We start from the raw sequence: 21471 nt of genomic DNA on the forward strand, positions 1-21471 counted from the left end.
GAGAGGATCGAGTCGATGCGTCAAACACTGATCGCTATATCCATCGCCGCCGCGCTGGCCACGGCAGCCGGTTGCAGCAAAGAAGCAGAACAGGCACAGGCGGCCAAGCCCGCTGAGCAAGCCGTTGCTTCCGCAGAAGTCGTCGCCGATGTGGCGAAGAGCAATGCGTTGCTGGCGGTGTGGAAGGGCCCTTACGGTGGCGTACCCGCGTTCGACAAGATGAAGGTCGAAGACCTGAAGCCGGCCCTCGAGTATGGCATGGCAGAAAACCTGGCCCAGATTGAAAAGATTGCCAATAATCCGGAAGCCCCGACCTTTGCCAACACCATCGAAGAGATGGAGCGCAGCGGTAAGTCCCTGGGTAAAGTGTTCACCTACTGGGGTATCTGGAGTGGCAACATGTCTTCTCCGGAGTTCCGCGCAGTGCAAGCGGAAATGGCTCCCAAGCTGTCCGCGTTCAACTCTAAAATCATCCAGAACGACAAGCTGTTCCAGCGTGTAAAGGCGGTGTACGAATCCCGCAACGATTCTGACCTTACTGCAGAGCAGAAGCGTGTGGTCGAGCTGGTGTACGACGAGTTCGCCACCAATGGTGCAACTCTGTCGGGTGAAGACAAGAAGCGCTATGCGGAAATCAATACCCGTCTTGCGGAGCTGCACACCAAGTTCGCCAACAACGTGCTGGCGGATGAAGAAGGTTACGATCTTTTCCTGACCGAAGATCAGCTGGCAGGCCTGCCGGAATCCTTCGTCAAGGCGGCTGCCTCAATGGCCGAGGAGAAAGGCCAGAAGGGCAAGTACGCAATCAAGAACACTCGCTCTTCCATGGATCCGTTCCTGACTTATTCCGAAGATCGTGCCCTGCGTGAGAAGGTGTGGACCAACTACTACAGCCGTGGCGACAACGGTGGTGAGCACGACAACAATGCGATTATTGCCGAGATTCTGCAGCTGCGTGATGAGCGTGTAGCCCTGCTTGGATTCGACAACTACGCCGAGTGGCGCCTGCAGAACCGCATGGCGAAAAACCCGCAGAACGCCATTGAGCTGATGGAAGCGGTGTGGCCGGCAGCGGTTGCCCGTGTGCACGAAGAAGTCGCGGATATGCAGGCGGTTGCAGATGCAGAGAAAGCCGGTATCAAGATCGAGCCGTGGGACTACCGCTTCTACGCGGAGAAAGTGCGTGCGGCCAAATACGACCTGAACTCTGACGAAGTGAAGCAGTACCTGCAGCTGGACAAGCTGCGCGAGGGTATGTTCTACGTCGCCGGTGAGCTGTTCAATTTCAACTTTGCCCCCGTAGAAGAGGGCAGTGTGCCGGTGTTCCACGAAGACGTGAAAGTCTGGGAAGTTACCGATAAAACCACTGGCGAGCACATCGGTCTGTGGTACCTGGATCCGTTCGCTCGTACCGGCAAGCGCTCCGGTGCCTGGGCGAGCATGTACCGCGATCACACCACTTTTGATGGCAAGGAAACCGTACTGGCTTCCAACAACTCCAACTTCATCAAGGGCGCGCCTGGCGAGCCGGTACTGGTGGGCTGGGACGATGCGGAAACCTTCTTCCACGAGTTTGGCCACGCGCTGCACTTCCTTGCGTCTAACGTAAGCTACCCGACTCTGAATGGCGGCGTGCGCGACTACACCGAGTTCCAGTCCCAGTTGCTGGAGCGTTGGCTGAGCACCGACCCGATCATCGACAACTATCTGGTGCACTACAAAACTGGTGAGCCGATCCCGGCGGAGCTGGTTGCCAAGATCAAGAAGGCCGCGAACTTCAATCAGGGCTTTGCGACCACCGAATACCTGGCTTCCGCTCTGGTGGACATGAAGTTGCACACTACCGATCCGAAAGGAATCGACCCGGACAAGTTCGAGCGCGAGACCCTGAATGCGCTGGGTATGCCGTCTGAACTGGTGATGCGCCACCGCACCCCGCACTTCGGGCACATCTTCTCCGGTGAAGGTTACTCTGCGGGTTACTACGGCTACATGTGGGCGGACGTGCTGACTTCCGACGCTTCTGAAGCATTCGCCGAAGCCGAAGGCGGTTTCTACGATAAGGAAGTAGCCGGCAAGCTGGTGAAGTACCTGTTCGCACCGCGTAACGCGATGGATCCGGCTGAAGCGTACCGCAAATTCCGTGGCCGTGATGCGGGCATCGAGCCGCTGATGCGCGACCGTGGTTTCCCGGTGCCGGGTGAGGAAGGTACCGCCGCAGTGACCGGTGAGTAAAACTTAGCCTTACAGTTGGGCTTTAAAAAGAAAAAGCCGCGCTCCGTTGGGAGTGCGGCTTTTTTTATTGCTTTAGTGTGGAGTCAGGCGACCGTTGAATGTTATTCGGGCCGCGCGTAAACCTGTTCACCTTCCACCCAGGTTTCGAGTACCTTCACCTTCCAGATATCTTGCGGGTCAATCTTGAAAATATCGCTATCAAGAAGAACAAAATCCGCGAACTTGCCAGGCTCCAGATTGCCGATGTACTGCTCCTGATGGCTTGCGTAGGCGGCGTCCAGTGTGAAAGAGCGTAGTGCTTCCTCCATCGTCATTGCCTCTTCTACGTGCCAGCCTTTTTCTGGCTGCCCCTTTCGATCCCTGCGCGTGACAGCGGCGTGTAGCCCGAATAGTGGGTTCACTGGCTCTACCGGAAAATCCGAGCCAGAAGCAATTTTGGTGCCCTGATTCAGGAATTTCCGCCATGCGTAAGCGCCTTCGAGGCGCTTCTCCCCGAGGCGGTCCCCAGCCATATTCTTGTCGCTGGTTGCATGCACTGGTTGCATCGAGGCGATCAAGTTCAAAGAGGGAAATTGCTCAATATCCTCAAGCGTCAGAACCTGGGCATGTTCGATACGGTGGCGGAATGGCTTCTGGTCGCTTTCCTTGTCCAGCTCATGGAAGATGTCGAGCACTATGTGGTTTGCGCGATCGCCAATGGCGTGCACATTCACCTGGAACTTGTTGTCTGTGGCCAACTTGATTTGCTTTAACAGCTCATCCTTCTGGTGGATCAGCAGGCCTTTTTCGCCGGGGCGATCATGATAGGGCTGGAGCAGGGCGGCGCCACGACTGCCCAGGGCACCATCGGCATAGACCTTGATACTACGCACATAGAGCTTTTCATCAGGCGCGCCAGCATAACCGGCACTAAGGAGTTCCGGCAGGTGCTTGTCATCGGCAGAGATCATCGGGTATACGCGTAGCGGGATCGCTTTTTCTGCGGCCAGTTGACGGTAGGCCTCCAGTGTTTGTTTTTCAACGCCAGCGTCGTGGACACCGGTCAGCCCAAGGGAGAGCGCGAGGTCAAACGCGGTAGTGAGAGCAGCTTTTTCTTCCCGCAGGTCTGGCTGTGGGATTACGCTTTCGAGCAGGGCCATGGCGTTGTCTACGAGTACGCCAGTCGGTTCGCCGTTTTTATCGCGAATGATCTCGCCGCCTGCGGGAGCCTTTGATTGCCGGGTGATTCCCGCGCACGCCATTGCCGCGCTGTTTGCCCACCCCGCATGCCCGTCGATGCGGCGTAGCCAGATCGGTTGGTCGATATCCAGCGCGTCGAGTTGCTGGCGTGTTGGGAATTGCTTGCCGCGCCACAGTACCTGATTCCATCCGCGGCCGATCAACCAATCGCCGGATTGTTGGTTGCGTGAAAATTGTTTGATCGCATTGAGTGTTTTCGCGAGGTCCAGGTCCCGCAGATCCAGTTGCTGCTGCAGTCTGCCCTGACCCAGAACATGGCCGTGGGCATCGATCAATCCCGGCAACAGCACCTTGCCGCCGGCATCGACTTTTGTTGCCTCCGGGTATTTCTGAAGGAGTGCAGCGAAATCGCCGGTGGCCAATACCTTGCCCTGATCAAATACGAGTGTGTTGAACTGCTCAAGGGTGCGTTCGGTGGTCTGATAACCGGAGAAGTTATGTACGATCGTTGTAGCCTGGAGGTTCCAGGACGCAAGTATGGCGCACACGCCTGCGAGGGTATGAGAGAAGCGCATAGTTATTAGCCTTTTAGCAGCGACTGTCAGAGGGTCACATTGATGGTAACAGTGCAACAAGGGGCTGCCAATTTGTCTGGTCTCGCCGTGCTGTCACCTAGAGCAGAGTATTGCTGCGCCTTATTTTAGTTTTGCTGGGCCGAGTGAATTTACTCAAGAATTCTGGCGCGTCGCAGTCCAGTTCAATAAGCATGCAGGAAGTAGAGTCGGGCTTGCCATATTTCGAGGCCTCCGGCGTCGATACTTTCTTGTGATACCTCCAGGTCAAGGTAATTACGCTCCGACATAACCCAGCGTGCCCCCACACGTGCAAGGCCGCTGAGACTCTCTAGAGATTGATAGCCGCCACTGGTAATACCGCGAGCAACCTGCACCTCATTTTGAAGGTCAATCGCCATGGTTATACCGAGCTCCAGATAGGGAGTGAGCATGCCGTAGTCGTGTAACCTAAAACCCCGCATGATCGTGACACTGCCTTCCAGGTAGCTGATGTTGCCGTCGGTATCGCGGAAGTTCAGGGCGAGAGGTCTGCCCAGTAGTTCACCGCTCAGTTTTGAATTAGTAGTTTCGAACCACGAATAATTGAGGTGCATCCGCGGTAGAAATCCCCAGTTCCCCCAGCGCTGGAATCCTTCCAGGCCGATGTTGAACAGCCACTCGTTCACCTCATTGCTGCCGCGGAAGTTTGCGAGGGAAATGTCGGTATCGGTTCGGGAGTAATTGATCGACGACGTCAGAGAGAGCCCCGGTCCAAATTGGTATCCCATGTAAGGCCCGATCGAAATCCGGTCGGCGTCCGTTTGCAAGAAACCCCACAATCCCTCGCTATCGAAGCGGGAAGCCGCAACGGATAGTCCTGCTACGCCGCGGGCACCCACCGGGCGGTGCGCGCCTAGTATCAAGCGCGATTCGCTGGAGTCGAAGTTCCTATTTCCTCTTCGGTCCCTGACTTCTGTCTGGTCCACCTCACTCCACAGGTGCCATTTCGCTTGCTGTGGCGAGAAGCGTGGCAGCAGGGCACCCATGTAGCGGGCGCTTAACGGGAAACCGGATTTGTCGAATTCCTGTGTCTCATACCAGTGCCCATCGTAATTTTCTGGGCAGGTTACATCGGCGCCGGAATATTCCGCCGTCATGCGATGCCCGGTCTCGGGGTGAATGCACACGACCCACCTGAATGCGGTGCCATCCTGGGCGCGTTGGTGCAGGTCGTTATCGACAAAGATTTCTCTATTTTCTTCCTGCGTTTCTGTGACGGGGCGCTCCGGGGAGATTGTTTCCGGTGGTCTTTGCACCGGTATCTCCGGTGTGATGCCGGTTCCGGGCGGCCTTACTTCTGGGGTGATGCCGGTTCCCGGGGGCCGCGCCTCCGGGGTGATGCCGGTTCCCGGGGGCTGCACCTCCGGGGTGATGCCGGTGCCCGGTGGTCGCACCTCCGGGGTGATCCCGGTGCCGGGCGGCCGCACTTCCGGGGTGATACCGGTACCTGGGGGCCTTACTTCCGGGGTGATACCGGTTCCCGGTGGCCGTACCTCCGGGGTGATCCCGGTACCTGGAGGCCGTATTTCAGGGGTGATGCCAACACCTGGCGGTCTCACTGTCGGTACTTCTGGAGTAATTACATCCACCGGCGGACGAATCACTGGGAGCTCGGGCATGATGTCGATAATTTCGCCAGGCGGAATGACGCCGATGGGCGGAACAGGGCGTATCGTGGGAAACTGCGGCAAAATGATGGGGTCGGACTTTTGGTTGTCGATATCAATCGAGCATGGGTTATTACCGCTTAAATCGAGTAACTCATGCGTGCCACCATTGCTCAGCACGAGGTTGGGGAAAACCGAAATATGCTGCCCGGGTGCTGAGAGACTCCATTCATCAACGATGTCTTTCGTGTTGACCACCTGCAAGCCAAAACTGCCAGCGGTTGTGGTGGATAGCCATACCGAGCGTGTCAGATCAAAAGTGGCGCCAATAAAGGTGAGGGTGCCGTCGGAATTGCACTTTTGCGCCAGAGTGACTGGAGAAGAGAGCAGGAATGCAATTGCGACAATCCAAGTGGACGTGGAAATCCTTTTCCTCATTGACGTACAACTTCTTTCTGTCGGCTGAATCTGATGTGCGGGATCTAAATAGCACTCGATAGCTATTCTTTACCCTAGCCGAAATCGCCTGGCATCACCGTATTACTTGTGAAGCGGCGGATACCTGTGAAGTAAAAAGGGTGGAGCTGCATGTTCTGAAGGCACAATTATTTAGTACCGTGAAATACAGTAATGAAAAGAGGAGGGTGACGTAATGGCGCGGTGGTTAATTATCGCAGGGATTGTGATGACCGGGATCGGCCTGATCTTGCATTATGCGCCGTGGCTACTGAATTGGTTTGGGCGCTTGCCCGGCGATATCCGTATCGAATCCGGGCGCAGTCATTTTTATTTCCCAATTACCACGATGATCATTGTCAGCGTGGTGCTTAGTGTCATCCTGAGCTTCTTTCGTCGCTAATTCACTTTTCCAGTAGCTGGTCCAGCGGCAACTCGGTGCGGTATCGCACCTGCTTCAGTGAAAAGCTGCTTTTGATGTGATCAATACCTGGCAGCTCGGTGAGTTTCTTGTCGAGGAATTCCTGATAGGCGTGCAGGTTCGGTACCACTACCCGCAGCAGGTAATCGAAGTCCCCGGTCATCAGGTAGCATTCCATCACCTCCGGCCACTGGCCGATGGTTGACTCAAAGTGCTGCAGCTCTTTTTTGACCTGATGATTGAGTGTGACCTGGATAAACACGCTGACCGGAAGGCCTACCTTGTCCGGTTCCAGCAGGGTAACCGCACGCTTGATAAAGCCTTGTTCATGCAGGTTCTTCACCCGGCGTGAGCAGGGGGAAGGGGAGAGGTGCACCTTTTCCGCTAGTTCGATGTTGGGAATGGTCGCGTCTTCCTGAAGAATTTCCAGAATGTGCTTGTCGATGGCGTCGAGCAGATAGGCCATAGGATTACCCGGTATTCCTGATTTTCTTGTTCAGATTGGCAAATGTTGACGTCTGGTGATTTGGGATTCGATCAACCAGTAACTGGGCGCTGACGAAGAATAACTGATGTGACCGGTTTATAGCACTGGTTCACAGAGGTTTCGGCGGGTGACTTTCCTGTCTGTCTTCCGTCTCTTCACCTGGTCGAGATTTGATAAATATTCTCAACTGTCCCGTTTCACTTCTCAATTATTGCAGAAAACAAGGCGTAAGTGGTGGATTCTTTCTATTTCAAACCATTTTCGTGGTGAATTTGGTATGACCTGCTCGACTCGCCGGTGATAGTTTACCGACAACAACAGAATAACAGTGGAACCTACTGGCGGGGCAGTGCCCTGCGGACACAGGTACCCAGCAAATAAGGCGAGAAGGTCCCAAACCATGGCGATGGTCGAATCTGATCAGGAACTGGGCTTTGACCGGGAGTATTCCCTAAAGGCCGCATTCACCCGAGACTCTGGGCGAGTTTTTCTAACCGGTATCGATGCGCTGGTTCGCCTGCCTCTGATGCAGAAGCAGCTGGATGAGCATGCAGGCCTGAATACAGCGGGCTTTATCTCTGGCTACCGCGGCTCTCCGCTGGGTGGCTATGACCAGACGCTCTGGCGTCACAAGAAGCTGCTGGCCGAGCGGGATATCCACTTCGAACCCGGGATCAACGAAGACCTGGGTGCGACCAATATCTGGGGTACCCAGCTGCTCGATCACTACCGCCAGCAGGCGACCCGTGACGGGGTCTTCTCCATCTGGTACGGCAAGGGCCACGGTGTGGATCGCAGCGCGGACGTTTTTCGTCAGGCGAATATCCAGGGCACCTCCAAACTCGGCGGTGTTCTGGCCCTGTGTGGCGACGATCACACCGCCGAATCGTCCATGTTTTCCCACAACACCGACCAGATTTTCGAGTCGGTGATGATGCCGCTGCTATTTCCGGCCACCATCGACGAGTACCTGACCCTTGGCCTCGCGGGTATTGCGCTGTCGCGCTTTTCCGGATTGTGGGTGGGTTTCAAGACCATCACCGAAACCGTCGAATCCGGCGCGTCCATTGTGGTACCGCCGCTCCCCAACTTTGTACTGCCCGAATCATTCCCGATTCCGGCCCACGGCCTCAACTACGACCCACACCTGAACTGGCCCGCGGAGCGAATGGAATACGAGCGCCGCATGCTGGAAGAGCGCCTGCCGGCGGCCAAGGCTTTTGCCTATGCGAATAAGCTGGACAAGACCATTGTCGATGCGCCGCAAAAGCGCTTCGGTATTGTCACGGTAGGTAAGGCGCATGGCGATTTGCTGGAGGCGCTGAAACTTCTCGACCTGAGTGAGCAGGACCTGCTCGATGCCGGAATCTCCATCCACAAGGTGGCCATGAGCTGGCCGCTGGAGCCGCGCGGCATGACCGAATTCGCCCGCGGTATGCAGCGCGTGCTGGTTGTGGAAGAGAAGCGCCCGCTAGTAGAAGACCAGATGAAGAACCTATTCTACAGCTGGACGGATAGCGAGCGCCCGAAAGTGGTGGGTAAAAAGGATCTGGAGGGTAATGACCTGCTGCCGGCAATCTGGGGCTTTGGCCCGGATCAGGTGGCCAAGGCGATTGCGCGCTGGTTGGCAGATACTGAACTGGCGGCAAAACTTATTCCACTGGCCGAAAAACTGGGCAGCGGCACCCTGCAAAAAGCCAAGGGCCTGCTGGCCCGCGAGCCAATTTTCTGCGCCGGTTGCCCACACAACAGTTCGACCAAATTGCCGGAAGGCAGCACCGGCAGCGCCGGAATCGGCTGCCATATCATGGCCCTTGGCAAAGGCCTGCGCACCGATACCTATTCCCATATGGGCGGGGAGGGCGCGCACTGGGTTGGCCTGCATCGCTTCTCCAGTGACAAGCATATCTTCCAGAATATGGGGGATGGCACCTACAACCACTCGGGCCTGCTGGCGATTCGTCAGGCGGTGGCCAGCAAGATCAATATTACCTACAAGATTCTGCTGAACGATGCCGTGGCCATGACTGGTGGCCAGCCTGCGGATGGAGAGGTCACCGTTCCCACCTTGTCTCGCCAGCTGCTGGCGGAAGGTGTCGGTCAGGTATGTCTGGTAAGTGAAAACCCGGATCACTGGCAGTCAAATCGCGGGCTCTTGCCTGCGGACATCCAGATTTTCCATCGCGATGATCTCGATCAAGTGCAGCGCAAGCTGCGCGATACGGTGGGCGTTACCGCGATCATCTACGAGCAGGTGTGCGCGGCAGAAAAGCGTCGCCGCCGTAAAAAGGGCCAGATGGAAGATCCGGCGCGTCGCCTGTTGATCAATCATCGTGTGTGTGAAGGTTGTGGTGACTGCAGCGTGCAGTCCAGCTGTATCGCCGTAGAACCACTGGAAACCGAGTTCGGCCGCAAGCGTCAGGTCAACCAGTCCAGTTGTAACAAAGACATGCGCTGTGCTGACGGCTTCTGTCCAAGTTTCGTCGCCGTGGAAGGCGGTGAGCTGAAAAAGCCGGCGCTGAAGTCTCTCGCTGAGTCCATCGATGAGGCGAGTCGCGGTTTGGCCGATGCGCCTAAGCCACAACTGGATCAGCCCCTGAGTATTCTGGTGGCGGGCATAGGCGGTAGTGGGGTGCTTACCGTAGCGGCACTGCTGGGTATGGCCGCGCACCTAGAAGAGAAGGGCAGTACCACCCTGTATTTTACCGGCCTTTCACAGAAGAACGGCGCTGTAGTGGCGCACGTGAAAGTGGGCAACAAGCCGGAAGACATTACCACCGCGCGTATTCGTGACGGCGCCGCAGATCTGCTACTGGGTTGCGATATGGTGACCGCCGCAGGGCAGCGCACCAAGTTTGCCGCGGGCGCAATGAAGGCTTTGGTTAACACCGCAGAAGTGCCGGTGGCTGCTTTTGTGCGCAACAACGAGCTGGCATTCCCCGCGGATGAAACCGCGCAGAGTATTGAGTCTGTGGCCGGTGAATACTTTGCCTTAGACGCGAATCGCTATGCAGAGGCGCTGTTCGGAGATACGGTTGCCGCCAACCTGATGATGATGGGGTACGCCTGTCAGCAGGGTTTGCTGCCGGTGTCCCAAAGTGCCATCGAGCGCGCTGTGGAGTTGAACGGAGTGGCAGTGGAGAACAACCTGCGCGCGTTCCGTGCAGGCCGCCTGCTGGTCGAAAACCCCCAGGCAATCGATCAGTTGCTGAGCCCTGCCCAGGTGGTAAAGATGGTTGAGCCACTGGAGACGACAGAGCAGCTGGTTGCGCGCCTCGCGCGGGAACTGACGGCCTATCAGAATGCGGCCTATGCGCGCCGCTTTACGGCCACTGTTGAAGAGTTGATGGCTGCAGAGCAACGCCTGTCCGCCAGCAATGGCGAATTGTCGCGCACTGCGGCAAAGAGCCTGTACAAGGCTATGGCTTACAAAGACGAGTACGAAGTTGCTCGCCTGTACAGTGGCGAGGCCTTTCAGCGTCAGCTCCGCGAAACGTTCAGCGGGGATTACAAATTGAAATTCCTGATGGCGCCACCGCTGTTCGCGCGGCCGGATGCCAGTGGCAAAATCCGTAAGATTTCGCTCGGCCCGTGGCTTGCGAAGGTGTTGCCTGTTCTTGCGAAAGGCAAGGTGCTCCGTGGAACACCACTGGACATTTTTGGGTATACCGCGGAGCGCCAACAGGAGCGTGCCTGGGCGCGCGAAGTGCAACAGACGGTGCTCGAAGTGGCGAAATCCCTGGGTTCCGGAAACCTGGAGCAGGCACAGGAAATTCTGGCGCTGCCGCAGCAGGTGCGTGGCTACGGGCACGTACGCGCGGCGAAATTCGACAGCCTGCGTGCCCGTTGGAATACCTTGAGAGACCGTTTCCGGGCAGGCGACCAGGGTGAGGGCTCTGCCGAGGGCAGTGTTGCGATGCGATAAATCACTGCATGTGGCAACAAAAAATCCCGGATACGATGGAAGTCGTGATCCGGGATTTTTTTGCCTGTAACTTGTTCTGCTACTGGGCCCTGCTACTGGGGACGGAAGGAGAGGAAGGGGTTGACCAGCTTGCCCATGAAGCCGGTGAGGGCAACGGGGGCCTCGACCACAGAGAGGCACAGGCACTCCTGATCTTGTGTGGCGGTAGGGCGGTGCACTTCGCCCGGCTCGCGCACCAAGAAGTCCCCAGGGGTGTAAACACCATCGGCATCAGAAAAACTGCCGTACAGCACCATGGTGATTTCCTTGCCGCGGTGGTCGTGTTCCGCCACCTTGCTCCCGGGGGAAATGCGGTGGAACGCCACCTCGTGTTGGCGCTGATCCGTCTTCAGGCGGGCCTCTTTCAGCCCCTTAGAAAGACGTCGCCACTTGAGCAGTGGGTTGCCTTCCAGCACCTTTTTGACGACCGGTGGTACGGAAGAAAACATCGGGTCTTTTGGTGTCTTGTAGGATGCCCTGGCCAGTGTTCTGGCGCTTTCCGCGGCAGCCGCTTCTTCCTCGAGCGGCGCTGCCTCGTCCTCGTCAATACGCTGCATCAGCTTGTCAAAGGCGTCTGCCTGCTGAGGGCCGCCAGACATAACCGGCTGGCTTGCGGCCAACAGGCTGCCGCCAATGCCGTTCAGCATTTGTAACTGTGAGGCACACTTGGGGCACAGCTGCACGTGTGCAGCAACCACCAGGCTGTGTGCCCAGTTGAGACTGCCGCTGGCATACTCCAGCAGCATGTTGTTGTCGGGGTGGTGGTGAATCATGGTTCCCTACCTGACAATTGTGCTTTGAAGTTTTTTCAGGGCCAGCCTTACGCGGGATTTAACGGTTCCCAGCGGTAGCCCCAGTTCTTCGGAGATCTCACTGTGTGATTTCCCCTCCATATACGCTTTCTCGATAACGTGGCTCTGCTCTGGTGGCAGCGACTCGATGCCGCTTGCAACCGCCGTTTGGCTGCGCGATTGCTGCAGGTACACCAGAGGCTGGTCATCCTGGCTGTCGTCCCAGATATCTTCCACATTCAGACTGTCATCGGCTTCGGGCTGTCGGCCCCTTCGCCGCATAGCGTCAATACGGCAGTTGCGCATGATGGTGAAAATCCATGTGCTCGCCGCAGCCTTTTCCGGGTTAAAGCTTGGCGCCTTGCGCCAAACTTTGAACATGACCTCCTGAACCAGCTCGTCGGCGGCTTCCGGCGCCGAGCTCTGGCCACCCCGGCTGAACTGGAAACCCTTGATGAGGGGCGCGAAGTGGCTGAAAAGCCGCTCGAAAGCCTGGCGGTCCCGGTGCCTACCTACCTTCAAAAGCAGGTTGCTCCACTCGTCGTCTCTAGTTTTTTCAGAAGCCTGCACGATCATTGACTCGCTGTGTACGTGTTTCATTCCATTTCGGCCATTGTACGTATTCTGCGCGTCGGCACGCATGTGTTTTCCGTTTACATGGCTGGTTACGCGGTTCAAGCCGCTTTGGATCACCTTTTTAGACGCGAGATTTGCGGCGCCGGAGTAATCTGATTAGATGAGGAAGGCGTAGTATCTGACATCCAAGGGTCAATTTTGACCAACTGTTCAGCCCTGGAGTGGCGATATGGCTTCGCTCGTAAAGCGCATAAAACATCTTTATTCGGACTTTTTATCCGTAGATCCCGACTCTATCGCGGAAGTTTACGCGGAGAACGTCGAATTTCGCGACCCGGTGCACACAGTGCATGGCCTCAAAAGCATGCAGGCCTATTTTGCTGGTGTCGGCGGCAACCTGCAGGAGTGTCGCTTCGAATTTGATCAAACATTGGTGGATGGGAACACACTGAACCTCTGGTGGACCATGTACTACCGGCATCCTCGCCTGAGCAAAGGAGCATTGTTGAGCCTGAGAGGGGCCTCCTTACTGAAGCTGGACCTCGAGCAGGACAGGGTGCTTGAGCACGAGGACATCTATGACCTCGGCGCCATGGTGTACGAGCAGGTTCCGCTACTTGGTAGTGTGCTGCGCTACGTAAAGCGGCAGATGGCTGAGAGTGGCTAGCGCGCTGCCCAGTAGTACTGAATTCGCAGCAAGGCCGTTTTGGGTGATCAAAATCCAGTCAGTGCAGGAGTAGGACCTATGGCAGACGATACGGATCTTTCACATAAAAAGACTATCTGGATTACCGGTGCTGGCTCCGGGATTGGAGAGGCACTGGTGCGCAGACTGGTTGCCGATGGCCACTTTGTCATCATCAGCGGGCGCAATCGCGATACATTGTTGAAGGTACAGAAGCCCTCGCCAAAATTGGTGCGGGTGCTCAGTTGCGATGTCGGTGATGACGAATCTATGTCAAGAGCCGCTGCAGAGCTGGGTGAGATTACCGATCAGCTGGATATGGTAATCGCCTGTGCAGGGATCTGTGAGTACGATGATAACCTGACGCTGGATATCGACAGTTACCGCCGGGTATTTGATGCGAACTTCTTTGGTGTGGTGAACACGCTGCGCTCCGCTTTGCCCTTATTAGCGAGAAGTCGTGCTCCGGTTTTTGCCGCAGTAGGCAGCCTTTCGTCGGTGGTGGGATTTCCCCGCGCGGAGGCCTATGGCGCATCCAAAGCAGCCTTGCAGTATTTTATGGATGCGGTGCGCGCTGATGTTTGCCACCTGCCGTTACGAACGGTACTGATACGTCCCGGGTTCATTGAAACGCCGCTCACCGCGGAGAACGATTTTAATATGCCTTTCATGATGTCGGCGGAACAAGCCGCCGACAGAATTCTCGCAGGCCTGGAGGGACGCAAAGCGGTGATCGATTTTCCGCGGCGGCTGAGCTGGCCACTTCGACTACTTGGGTTGTTGCGACCGCTGTGGTTTGGCTGGTGCGCGCCGCGAATGACAAGAATCAAAAAACTAAGGAGTGCCGGATGAAAATTGCCATTGTCGGCAGTGGTATTTCGGGATTGACCGCGGCCTACCAGTTGCACAAAGCCCATGAAATCTCCCTGTTTGAGGCGGACGATCGGTTGGGGGGGCATACCGCCACGATCGACGTCAATGAGGATGGGCGCATACTGCCGGTGGATACCGGCTTTATCGTGTTCAATGACTGGACCTACCCCAATTTCATTAAGTTAATGGGAGAGCTCGGCGTCGAGTCGCAGACAACTGATATGGGGTTCAGTGTTTCTGCGCCGGCTTTGGAGCAGGGCGGTGCCGGCGAGTTTGAATACGCCGGCAACAACCTGAATTCCTTGTTCGCGCAGCGCCGAAACCTACTCGATGGCGGTCACTGGCGAATGCTGAAAGATATCGTGCGCTTCAATCGCAATGCGGTAGATGATTGGCGCAAGGGAGAGCTGGAGCCATCGATGACGTTGGGAGCCTACCTTGATAACAATGGGTATTCTGCGGAGTTTTCATCCCGCTATTTAATTCCCATGGGCTCGGCCATCTGGTCCGCGAGCATGTCCAGGATGCTTGATTTTTCCGTGGATTTCTTTATCCGCTTCTTCTATAACCACGGGCTGCTCAATATTTTCAATCGCCCCCAGTGGCGAGTCATCAAAGGTGGCTCTCGAAGCTATATTGATCCCCTGGTGCGTTCCTTTGAGGATCGCATTCACCTGTCATGTCCGGTGCAAAAAGTGGTGCGACACACGCAGGGCGTTACGCTAAATTTTGTCGATAAGAGCGGTAGCCCCCAGCAGCGCGAGTTTGATCAGGTGATCTTTGCCTGTCATTCCGACCAGGCGCTGTCATTGCTTGCCGATGCCAGTTCTGAGGAGCGGGATATTCTGGGGCACATTCCCTATGAAAATAATTCGGTGGTTTTGCATACGGATATTAGCCTGTTGCCACGTCGCCGCAGCGCCTGGGCGAGCTGGAACTACCGACTGCAAGACGGGCAGCACGATCGTCTGCCGATTCTTACCTACAACATGAACATTCTTCAGCGGTTGGATGCGCAAAAAACCTATTGCGTGACGCTGAATGCGGACGATGCCATCGATCCTTCCCAGGTGATCGGCCGCTACGAGTATTCGCACCCGCAATTTTCCGTCAATGGTAACCATGCGCAGTCTCGCTGGTCGGAGATTAATGGTGTGAACCGCACCTGGTTTTGCGGCGCCTACTGGGCAAACGGCTTCCACGAGGATGGCGTGGCGAGTGCTATCCGGGTTGCCAAAGGCTTGGGTGTAGACTTCTGATGCGCAGCGGCCTCTACAGCGGGTGGATCCAGCACAGGCGCCTTGAGCCCCGCGAGCACAGCTTTCGCTATCGCGGCTTTATGGTGTATGCGTTTCTCGACGAGCTGCCGGAGATTCTTTCGTTGACGCGCTGGTGGTCTGATCGACGCGGGGCGCCGGCGCGTTTCTGTCGGGAAGATTTCTACGGTGATCCCGCGGTTCCCCTTGAGCAGGCCGTGCGTGACCGGGTGTGTGAGGAAACCGGCGTGCGCCCGCAGGGGCCGATTGCGCTGCTCGCCAACTGGCGCTACTTTGGCTACAACATGAATCCGATCAGTATCTACTACTGTTTTGATCCAACGGGTGACACGGTCGAATATTTGCTGGTGGACGTTCACAACACGCCCTGGAACGAGCGCCATGGTTATGTGTTGAATATGGCGTCGCAGGGGGCAGTGCAGCGTGCTGAATTCCGTAAATCCCTGCATGTCTCGCCTTTTATGCCCCTTGGCCAGCACTATCTCTGGAAAAGTACGCTTCCCGGAAAGGCGTTATCGGTCAGTATCCGCTCGGTGGAGGGTGGTGAAAAAGTATTTGACGCCAGCATGCACCTGAAACGAGAAGAAATTAACGCCGCATCCCTGCGCATGAAACTGATCCAGTTTCCTCTGCATACCGTAAAAATCATTGTTGCGATCTATTGGCAGGCGCTGAAGCTACTGGTAAAACGTATACCACTGCATTCCCATCCGGGAAAAAAGCACAGCACCTGAGACTCAAAAAATTGGTCTCAGAGCCATGATTGTCATTAGATCTTGATATGACTTGCTAGAGAAGCAATTTTGGGTTGGAGAAAAAACGATATGAAGTCTGCGCACAACTCTACTGCAATTTCGGGGCGGGAACTATTGACTGCATCCGGGGGGGAGGGCATAGCAAGTGATATCGAAGCAAAATCAGAGGTGGGTGCGGCGCCCGCTGCCGTAGGTACTGAACCGCAAAAAGAATTTACATGGTTCGAGCGACTGGCCAGAAAACTTGTTCTCGAAAAGTTGAAACACCTCAGTGCGGGTACGCTGGTTGTTCATGAGCAATATGCTCCCGGCCTCAACCCGCAGCCTAACGAGGGCGCAGGTGCCAACGTTTTTGTATTCGGAGAGCCGCGCGGGACCTCGGAGTTGGAAGCACATATCCACGTCAAGGACCCTTCACTGTATACGCAGGTATTGTCTAATGGCTCCATTGGCTCTGGAGAAGCCTATATGGATGGTGCCTGGCACTCACCGGACCTTGTGCAGGTTATCCGGATCATGGTTGCCAATATGGCGCTTTTGAACAGCCTCGATTCGAACTGGAATTTTTTGAACAAGCTGGTGCTCAAGGGGTTGCATCACTTGAATGGAAATTCATTGAAGGGTTCACGACGCAATATTTCCGCGCACTACGATCTAGGTAACGATTTTTTTGGGCTCTTTCTCGACCCGACCATGCTGTATTCCTCCGCGGTGTTTCCACAGCAGGATGCAAGCCTCGCAGAAGCATCAGAGTTCAAGCTCGCGCGCATTTGCCGCAAGCTTCAGCTGAAGGAAACGGACCATCTACTGGAGATCGGTACCGGTTGGGGTGGGATGGCCGTATACGCGGCCAAGAAAACCGGCTGCCGGGTAACTACCACCACCATTTCGAAGGAGCAATACGAGTACGCAAAGGCCTGGGTGGCCCGAGAGGGACTGGAAGACCGGGTGACCCTGTTATTGAAGGATTACCGGGAGCTGGAAGGGCAGTACGATAAAATCGTGTCCATCGAAATGATCGAAGCGGTTGGCCACAAGTATTACCGGGAGTTTTTCTCCCGTTGTAGCGGACTCCTGAAGCCGCACGGCCTGATGGTCATGCAGGCCATTACCATCCAGGACCAGCGCTTCGAGCAGTACAAAAACAGCGTTGATTTTATTCAGCGCTATATCTTCCCGGGCGGCTGTTTACCTTCTAATCAGGTGGTTGCGGATAATATCGCGGCGCACACAGATATGCAGATTGTCGGGCTCGACGATATTACCTTTGACTACGCCATGACACTGCGGTCCTGGAGAAAGGCGTTTTTCGAACGTATCGACGAGGTGCGTGAACAGGGTTTCGATGATCGCTTTATCAATATGTGGGATTTCTATTTCTGCTATTGCGAAGGCGGGTTTTTGGAGCGTGTGATCAGCACCGCGCAATTTACTTTCGCCAAGCCCCGCTGCAATACTTTGCCGCGACCTCACTAAATACAGCTGTTATGGAGAGCAACTGTCAAGTTCAGTCGGTTGGTGTTGGCAAGTTGCTCATCAGTGGGCTGCTGTTTGAAGTCATCTGGCTGCTCTGTGTCCTCGCTCCCGGTCCTGCTCTGCTGGCCGGGATAACCTTGGGAAATCTTGCCCTTCACCTTTGGCTGTTTAGTGGCAACCCTCTCGATCTTGAAAAGGTGAAGCGAACACTGTCTTGGGTTGCGCTCGTCACAGTGTTCGGTTGCTGGATGGACGCGGCGCTCTTCCGAATTGGCGTTTTTCATGCCAATCATGATGTTTTCCTTTTGCCTTCCTGGCTGATGTTTCTTTGGGTAAATTTTGCCCTCGCGCTCCGGTTCGCGTTTCGGTTTCTGCATCGAAATCTCATCTTGGCGGCAGCGGTTGGTGCGCTTGCTGGACCATTTAGTTACTGGATTGGTGCCAGAATTAACGGTTCTGTGGTGCTTGCGGAGCCAGTAACGCACACCGGTTTGTTGCTGGCGGGATTGTGGGGTCTCTTCTTGCCCCTACTTCTGGTGTGCGCGCGTATGCGGTTCTTTCGTCCGTGAGGTCTCAACCTGGGTATAGATCTTCACCGTTAACGGTTGCTGTAAATAGTGGAAGTTTGTAGAGGGTAGTGATGATCGAGTTGCTGCTGGCCGCTTCATTGGCCGTGTCCGGGTGCGATGCACCGCATCGTGTTGAGAGCGAGGCGACGGTAATCGGACGTGCGGTGGAGCTTGAGGGGGCGACTGTCCGGTATTGTGAGTATTTTCTGCCTCAGGGACCTGGTCAGGTACGGGTCGTGTATTACGCGCCTGGGGAACCCGAGGGGACAAAAATAGCAGAGAAGAAGATTACCGGCGATGAGGGCCCCGCGGGGCTGCTGCAGGACACGCGCCCGCAGATTTCCCAGGAGGATTTCCGCAATGGGGAGGTTCGCCAGGCTACCCGAACTCCTGAGGGCTGGCGGCTTCGCTATCGTGAAGGTCAGGATTCCCGCTACCGTGACGACACATTTTCCGAGTCAGAGCTGGATGTCATCGACGCGGGGTTCGATGCACTGGTTCGTCAGCACTGGTCTGAACTAAAGGCCGGGGAGAAGCTTCGGTTCCGATTTGCCTCACCGGTGCATGGCCGGGCAATAGGCTTGAGAGCCGCGGCCACGCCCTGCCAGAACCCCGAGGCCGACCTGTGTATTCGCGTCGATCTGGCACAGGCGTTCCTACGCTGGATTGCTGGCGGTGACATATACCTGGAGTACATTGCGACCAGGGACAAATCCGGAGGGGGGCCGCGTCTTTCGCGTTTTGTGGGTGTGACCAACTTGTTGGATGATTCCGGTGATCCCCAGAGATTGAAGATAGACTATTTCTACCGGTAGCTTCTGTGCCGGCAGCCTCCATACCTTTCGCTGCTATGCCGGTGGCTTCTATGTTTTCCCTCCTTCTTGCAGTGGCGCAGGTCCTAACTTTTCGCTGTTAGCCAGCCCGTGATTATTTCGATTTCTCCTGACGCACATCTCAACCTTCATCTAAACCTAAGTAGATGCAGGCGACAAACGAGGTAATGGGCGCCAATGAGATGCAATATTTTGGCCGCTGTGGGCCTAAGCGCAGCGACTCTGTTTGGGTGTGCCTATCAGCAGGAGCAGGTATACGGCGCCGGAAATATCGTGATCGATACGCAAGGCGTGAACATGCGGCAGTATCAGCTCGACCTGGCGGACTGTAAGACCATGTCGATGGCTGCGCGCAATGATGCCGGGCGCAGAGGTGTCACCAGAGCCGCCGGTGGCGCTCTTCTGGGTGGTGCACTGGGTGCCATCATTGGCGATACCAGTAGCGCTGCGGCGGCAGGGGCGGGCGCTGGCGCTCTGCTTGGCGGTGTCAGCGGCGTGGGTAGCGCGAACGCTGAACAGAATTACATTGCCCGCAACTGCCTACGCGGGCGCGGCTATCGAGTATTAAATTAGCGAGTATAGAATTAGCGAGTCTTGAACTCGAAGTTTATTCGGCAAACCACAGGATGTTGCGCCGGGCTTTTAGCCCGGCTTTTTTGTGGCTAGCGCTTGACCGTAAGCAAAACCTCTCCCGCGCAATAAAAACGTAACCAAAAATTCATACGGATGACTCCACCCGAGCGATTTTGCCGCTAGAATCTTCGCACAAATTTCGGGGGTTCCATGCGTATAGTTTTCAATCTGATTTTCGCGGCTTTTCTAGCCTGTGCTGCGGCCTTGGTGACCGCGGATGAGTACAAAGATGTCCACGCCGCACTCGAGAGCCGGGTATCAGGTATTCTTGACAGGATGTCGGTAGAGCTGACGCCGGCGGAACGCATTGCTTTGACTCCGGATACTGCGGCGAGGTTTTTTACCGAAAGCGAACGTGAATTTCTCGGAACTGCGTTTTCGCATTTCGAGGTGGATCGCAAGGCAGAGATCCACGTTGCCTTTGATGCATCCTATGGCGAGACGCCGTTCTGGCTCGCCGACCAGGGCTTTACGCGCAGTAAGGACCTCGATTTTATTGTCGATGAGGAAGACCCTTACCACGTCTGGTCAAAGCAGGTGAGCGCAGGTGATGTGCGTCTCGGTGTTCCAAGCCTCTCCGGGGAGCTCAAACCCTACCTGGTTTTCGCGAGTCCCGTGGAGGGACGCCAGTTAGTAACGATCACACCCCGCACCCCGGGTGTGGATGTGCAGCTGGCCAAAATCGGCGACCGCCCGTTTATTGACGACAACGATTACTTCAATACCTTGCCCAAAGCGCTGGTCGGTCAGCCGGTGCTGCGCAGTTACGAAAGCTGGGAGCTTGTGTCCCGCTTTGTCGGGTACTTCCGTGAAACCCGCTATCCGTCATCGCCACGTCCCGACCATCTGCAGTTGACCTGGCAGGGCGACCCCGCGACCTCAGCGACCGTGCAGTGGCGGACCGATAACAGTGTGGACCAGGGCCTGCTGTGGGTTGCGCCCAAAGCCGAGTTTCTGACACAAGGCAAAATGGGTGGGAGAAAAGGCGCTGAGCGTAAGAGTGCGCGGGTTACCGAGCTCCGCAGCCGTCAGGTGGTGAATGATCCGCTGGTGCACCTGCACCGGGTGGCGCTGGAAAATCTGCGACCGGCGACGGACTACCTTTACGCGGTAAGCGCGGACAATGGCAAAAGCTGGACAGATCCGCGCGGCTTCCGTACGGCGGCGGCCACACCCAGTGAGCCTTTTTCCTTCGTCTACCTGGGCGATCCGCAAAATGGCCTGGACCGTTGGGGGCAGCTGATCCGCCAGGCGGATTTCGATTTTCCCCACGCGCGCTTCTATATGATTGCCGGGGACCTGATTGACCACGGCCAGGAGCAGGACAACTGGGATCAGTTCTTCCACGAGGGCAGCTCGGTGTTCGGCCGCTCCATGGTGGTTCCCGCGCTGGGTAATCACGACAGCCACGGCGGCCATCCCACCCTGTACCTGAAGCAGTTTGCCCTGCCGGACAACGGCAGTGAAATGCTCGACCCGGGACGCACCTACCACGTGAGCTACCAGGATCTGCTGGTGGTGGTGATGGATTCCAATTACCACCTGGTGGAGCCAGAGCTACAGATAAACTGGTTGGACCGCGTACTCGGGGAGAGCGATGCGCGCTGGAAAGTAGTGATCTACCACCACCCGTTCTACGCATCTCGAGAGGGCCGTGATAACAAGTCCATCCGCGATGCCTGGGGCCCGGTCTTTGACAAACACAATGTTGATATTGCTTTTCAAGGGCACGACCACGCCTATATGCGCACGGTGCCTATGCGCGGTCACGAACCGGCAGTGGAAGGTGAGCAGGGCACTATCTATCTAGTCGCGGTTTCCGGTACCAAAATGTACGAGCAGGATCTGCCTGAATTTGCCGCCTTTGGTGCGGTCAACACCAGCACCTATCAGGTGATCGATGTAGATCCGTTGTCGGGTTTACTGCAATACCGTGCGATTGACGACCGCGGCAACCTGGTTGATGCGTTTTCGCTGCGCAAGCCGGTGCACAACGCGCAGGCGGGACGTTAGCGCATGGTAAGTGGTGGGGCAGAGGCC

17 protein-coding genes are annotated in these 21471 nt (G+C 56.1%); 12 read left to right on the forward strand and 5 right to left on the reverse strand.

Going from position 1 to position 21471, the window contains the following annotated elements:
• Positions 1–15 precede the first annotated feature (15 nt).
• A complete protein-coding gene (locus LC059_RS05925) occupies positions 16–2235 on the forward strand; it encodes a M3 family metallopeptidase (RefSeq protein ID WP_226702888.1) in 2220 nt (739 codons plus the stop codon).
• Positions 2236–2336: 101 nt separating this feature from the next.
• Here the strand turns inward: LC059_RS05925 and LC059_RS05930 are convergent, their stop codons facing one another.
• Both LC059_RS05930 and LC059_RS05935 read right to left on the reverse strand, forming a co-directional pair.
• On the reverse strand, positions 2337–3989 hold the full coding sequence (locus LC059_RS05930; protein WP_226702889.1) for an amidohydrolase: 1653 nt from the start codon (positions 3987–3989) through the stop codon (positions 2337–2339).
• 182 nt (positions 3990–4171) lie between these two features.
• The gene (locus tag LC059_RS05935; RefSeq protein WP_226702890.1) at positions 4172–6073 is read right to left on the reverse strand and encodes an autotransporter domain-containing protein; all 1902 of its coding nucleotides are present in this window, start codon (positions 6071–6073) and stop codon (positions 4172–4174) included.
• A gap of 214 nt (positions 6074–6287) precedes the next feature.
• On the opposite strand from LC059_RS05935, the gene LC059_RS05940 reads away from it, so the two are divergent.
• Complete coding sequence (locus LC059_RS05940) at positions 6288–6494, forward strand: DUF2905 domain-containing protein (protein WP_226702891.1); 207 nt, start codon at positions 6288–6290, stop codon at positions 6492–6494.
• Between the two features lies 1 nt (position 6495).
• Here LC059_RS05940 and LC059_RS05945 read toward each other — a convergent pair whose 3' ends face one another.
• The gene (locus tag LC059_RS05945; RefSeq protein WP_066964901.1) at positions 6496–6978 is read right to left on the reverse strand and encodes an Lrp/AsnC family transcriptional regulator; all 483 of its coding nucleotides are present in this window, start codon (positions 6976–6978) and stop codon (positions 6496–6498) included.
• A gap of 421 nt (positions 6979–7399) precedes the next feature.
• On the opposite strand from LC059_RS05945, the gene LC059_RS05950 reads away from it, so the two are divergent.
• Positions 7400–10924, forward strand: coding sequence for an indolepyruvate ferredoxin oxidoreductase family protein (locus LC059_RS05950; protein ID WP_226702892.1), 3525 nt, complete (start codon positions 7400–7402; stop codon positions 10922–10924).
• Between the two features lie 92 nt (positions 10925–11016).
• On the opposite strand, the gene LC059_RS05955 is transcribed toward LC059_RS05950, so the two are convergent.
• Complete coding sequence (locus LC059_RS05955; RefSeq protein WP_226702893.1) at positions 11017–11736, reverse strand: ChrR family anti-sigma-E factor; 720 nt, start codon at positions 11734–11736, stop codon at positions 11017–11019.
• Positions 11737–11742: 6 nt separating this feature from the next.
• Complete coding sequence (locus LC059_RS05960) at positions 11743–12354, reverse strand: sigma-70 family RNA polymerase sigma factor (protein WP_226702894.1); 612 nt, start codon at positions 12352–12354, stop codon at positions 11743–11745.
• A 205-nt stretch (positions 12355–12559) separates the two neighbouring features.
• Here LC059_RS05960 and LC059_RS05965 point away from each other — a divergent pair, with 205 nt between their 5' ends.
• The 9 genes from LC059_RS05965 (at position 12560) to LC059_RS06005 (ending at position 21444) form a co-directional block, all read left to right on the forward strand.
• Positions 12560–12997 carry a nuclear transport factor 2 family protein gene (locus LC059_RS05965; protein ID WP_226702895.1) on the forward strand — a complete coding sequence of 146 codons (438 nt, stop codon included), beginning with the start codon at positions 12560–12562 and terminating at the stop codon, positions 12995–12997.
• A gap of 78 nt (positions 12998–13075) precedes the next feature.
• Positions 13076–13867 (forward strand): SDR family NAD(P)-dependent oxidoreductase, encoded by a 792-nt coding sequence (locus LC059_RS05970; protein WP_226702896.1) that lies wholly within the window; start codon positions 13076–13078, stop codon positions 13865–13867.
• Positions 13864–15147 (forward strand): NAD(P)/FAD-dependent oxidoreductase, encoded by a 1284-nt coding sequence (locus LC059_RS05975; protein WP_226702897.1) that lies wholly within the window; start codon positions 13864–13866, stop codon positions 15145–15147. Before LC059_RS05970 ends, LC059_RS05975 begins: the two co-directional genes overlap by 4 nt.
• The gene (locus tag LC059_RS05980; protein WP_226702898.1) at positions 15147–15899 is read left to right on the forward strand and encodes a DUF1365 domain-containing protein; all 753 of its coding nucleotides are present in this window, start codon (positions 15147–15149) and stop codon (positions 15897–15899) included. Before LC059_RS05975 ends, LC059_RS05980 begins: the two co-directional genes overlap by 1 nt.
• A 90-nt stretch (positions 15900–15989) precedes the next feature.
• A complete protein-coding gene (locus LC059_RS05985; protein ID WP_226702899.1) occupies positions 15990–17396 on the forward strand; it encodes an SAM-dependent methyltransferase in 1407 nt (468 codons plus the stop codon).
• A gap of 11 nt (positions 17397–17407) precedes the next feature.
• Positions 17408–17965, forward strand: a complete 558-nt coding sequence (locus LC059_RS05990; protein WP_226702900.1) for a DUF2878 domain-containing protein — start codon at positions 17408–17410, stop codon at positions 17963–17965.
• A 71-nt stretch (positions 17966–18036) separates the two neighbouring features.
• A complete protein-coding gene (locus LC059_RS05995) occupies positions 18037–18780 on the forward strand; it encodes a hypothetical protein (RefSeq protein WP_226702901.1) in 744 nt (247 codons plus the stop codon).
• 195 nt (positions 18781–18975) lie between these two features.
• Positions 18976–19371 carry a glycine zipper family protein gene (locus LC059_RS06000; protein ID WP_226702902.1) on the forward strand — a complete coding sequence of 132 codons (396 nt, stop codon included), beginning with the start codon at positions 18976–18978 and terminating at the stop codon, positions 19369–19371.
• Between the two features lie 210 nt (positions 19372–19581).
• Positions 19582–21444, forward strand: coding sequence for a purple acid phosphatase family protein (locus LC059_RS06005; protein ID WP_226702903.1), 1863 nt, complete (start codon positions 19582–19584; stop codon positions 21442–21444).
• Positions 21445–21471: the final 27 nt, after the last annotated feature.

This window comes from Microbulbifer elongatus (assembly GCF_020524885.1).
GTDB lineage: Bacteria > Pseudomonadota > Gammaproteobacteria > Pseudomonadales > Cellvibrionaceae > Microbulbifer > Microbulbifer elongatus_A.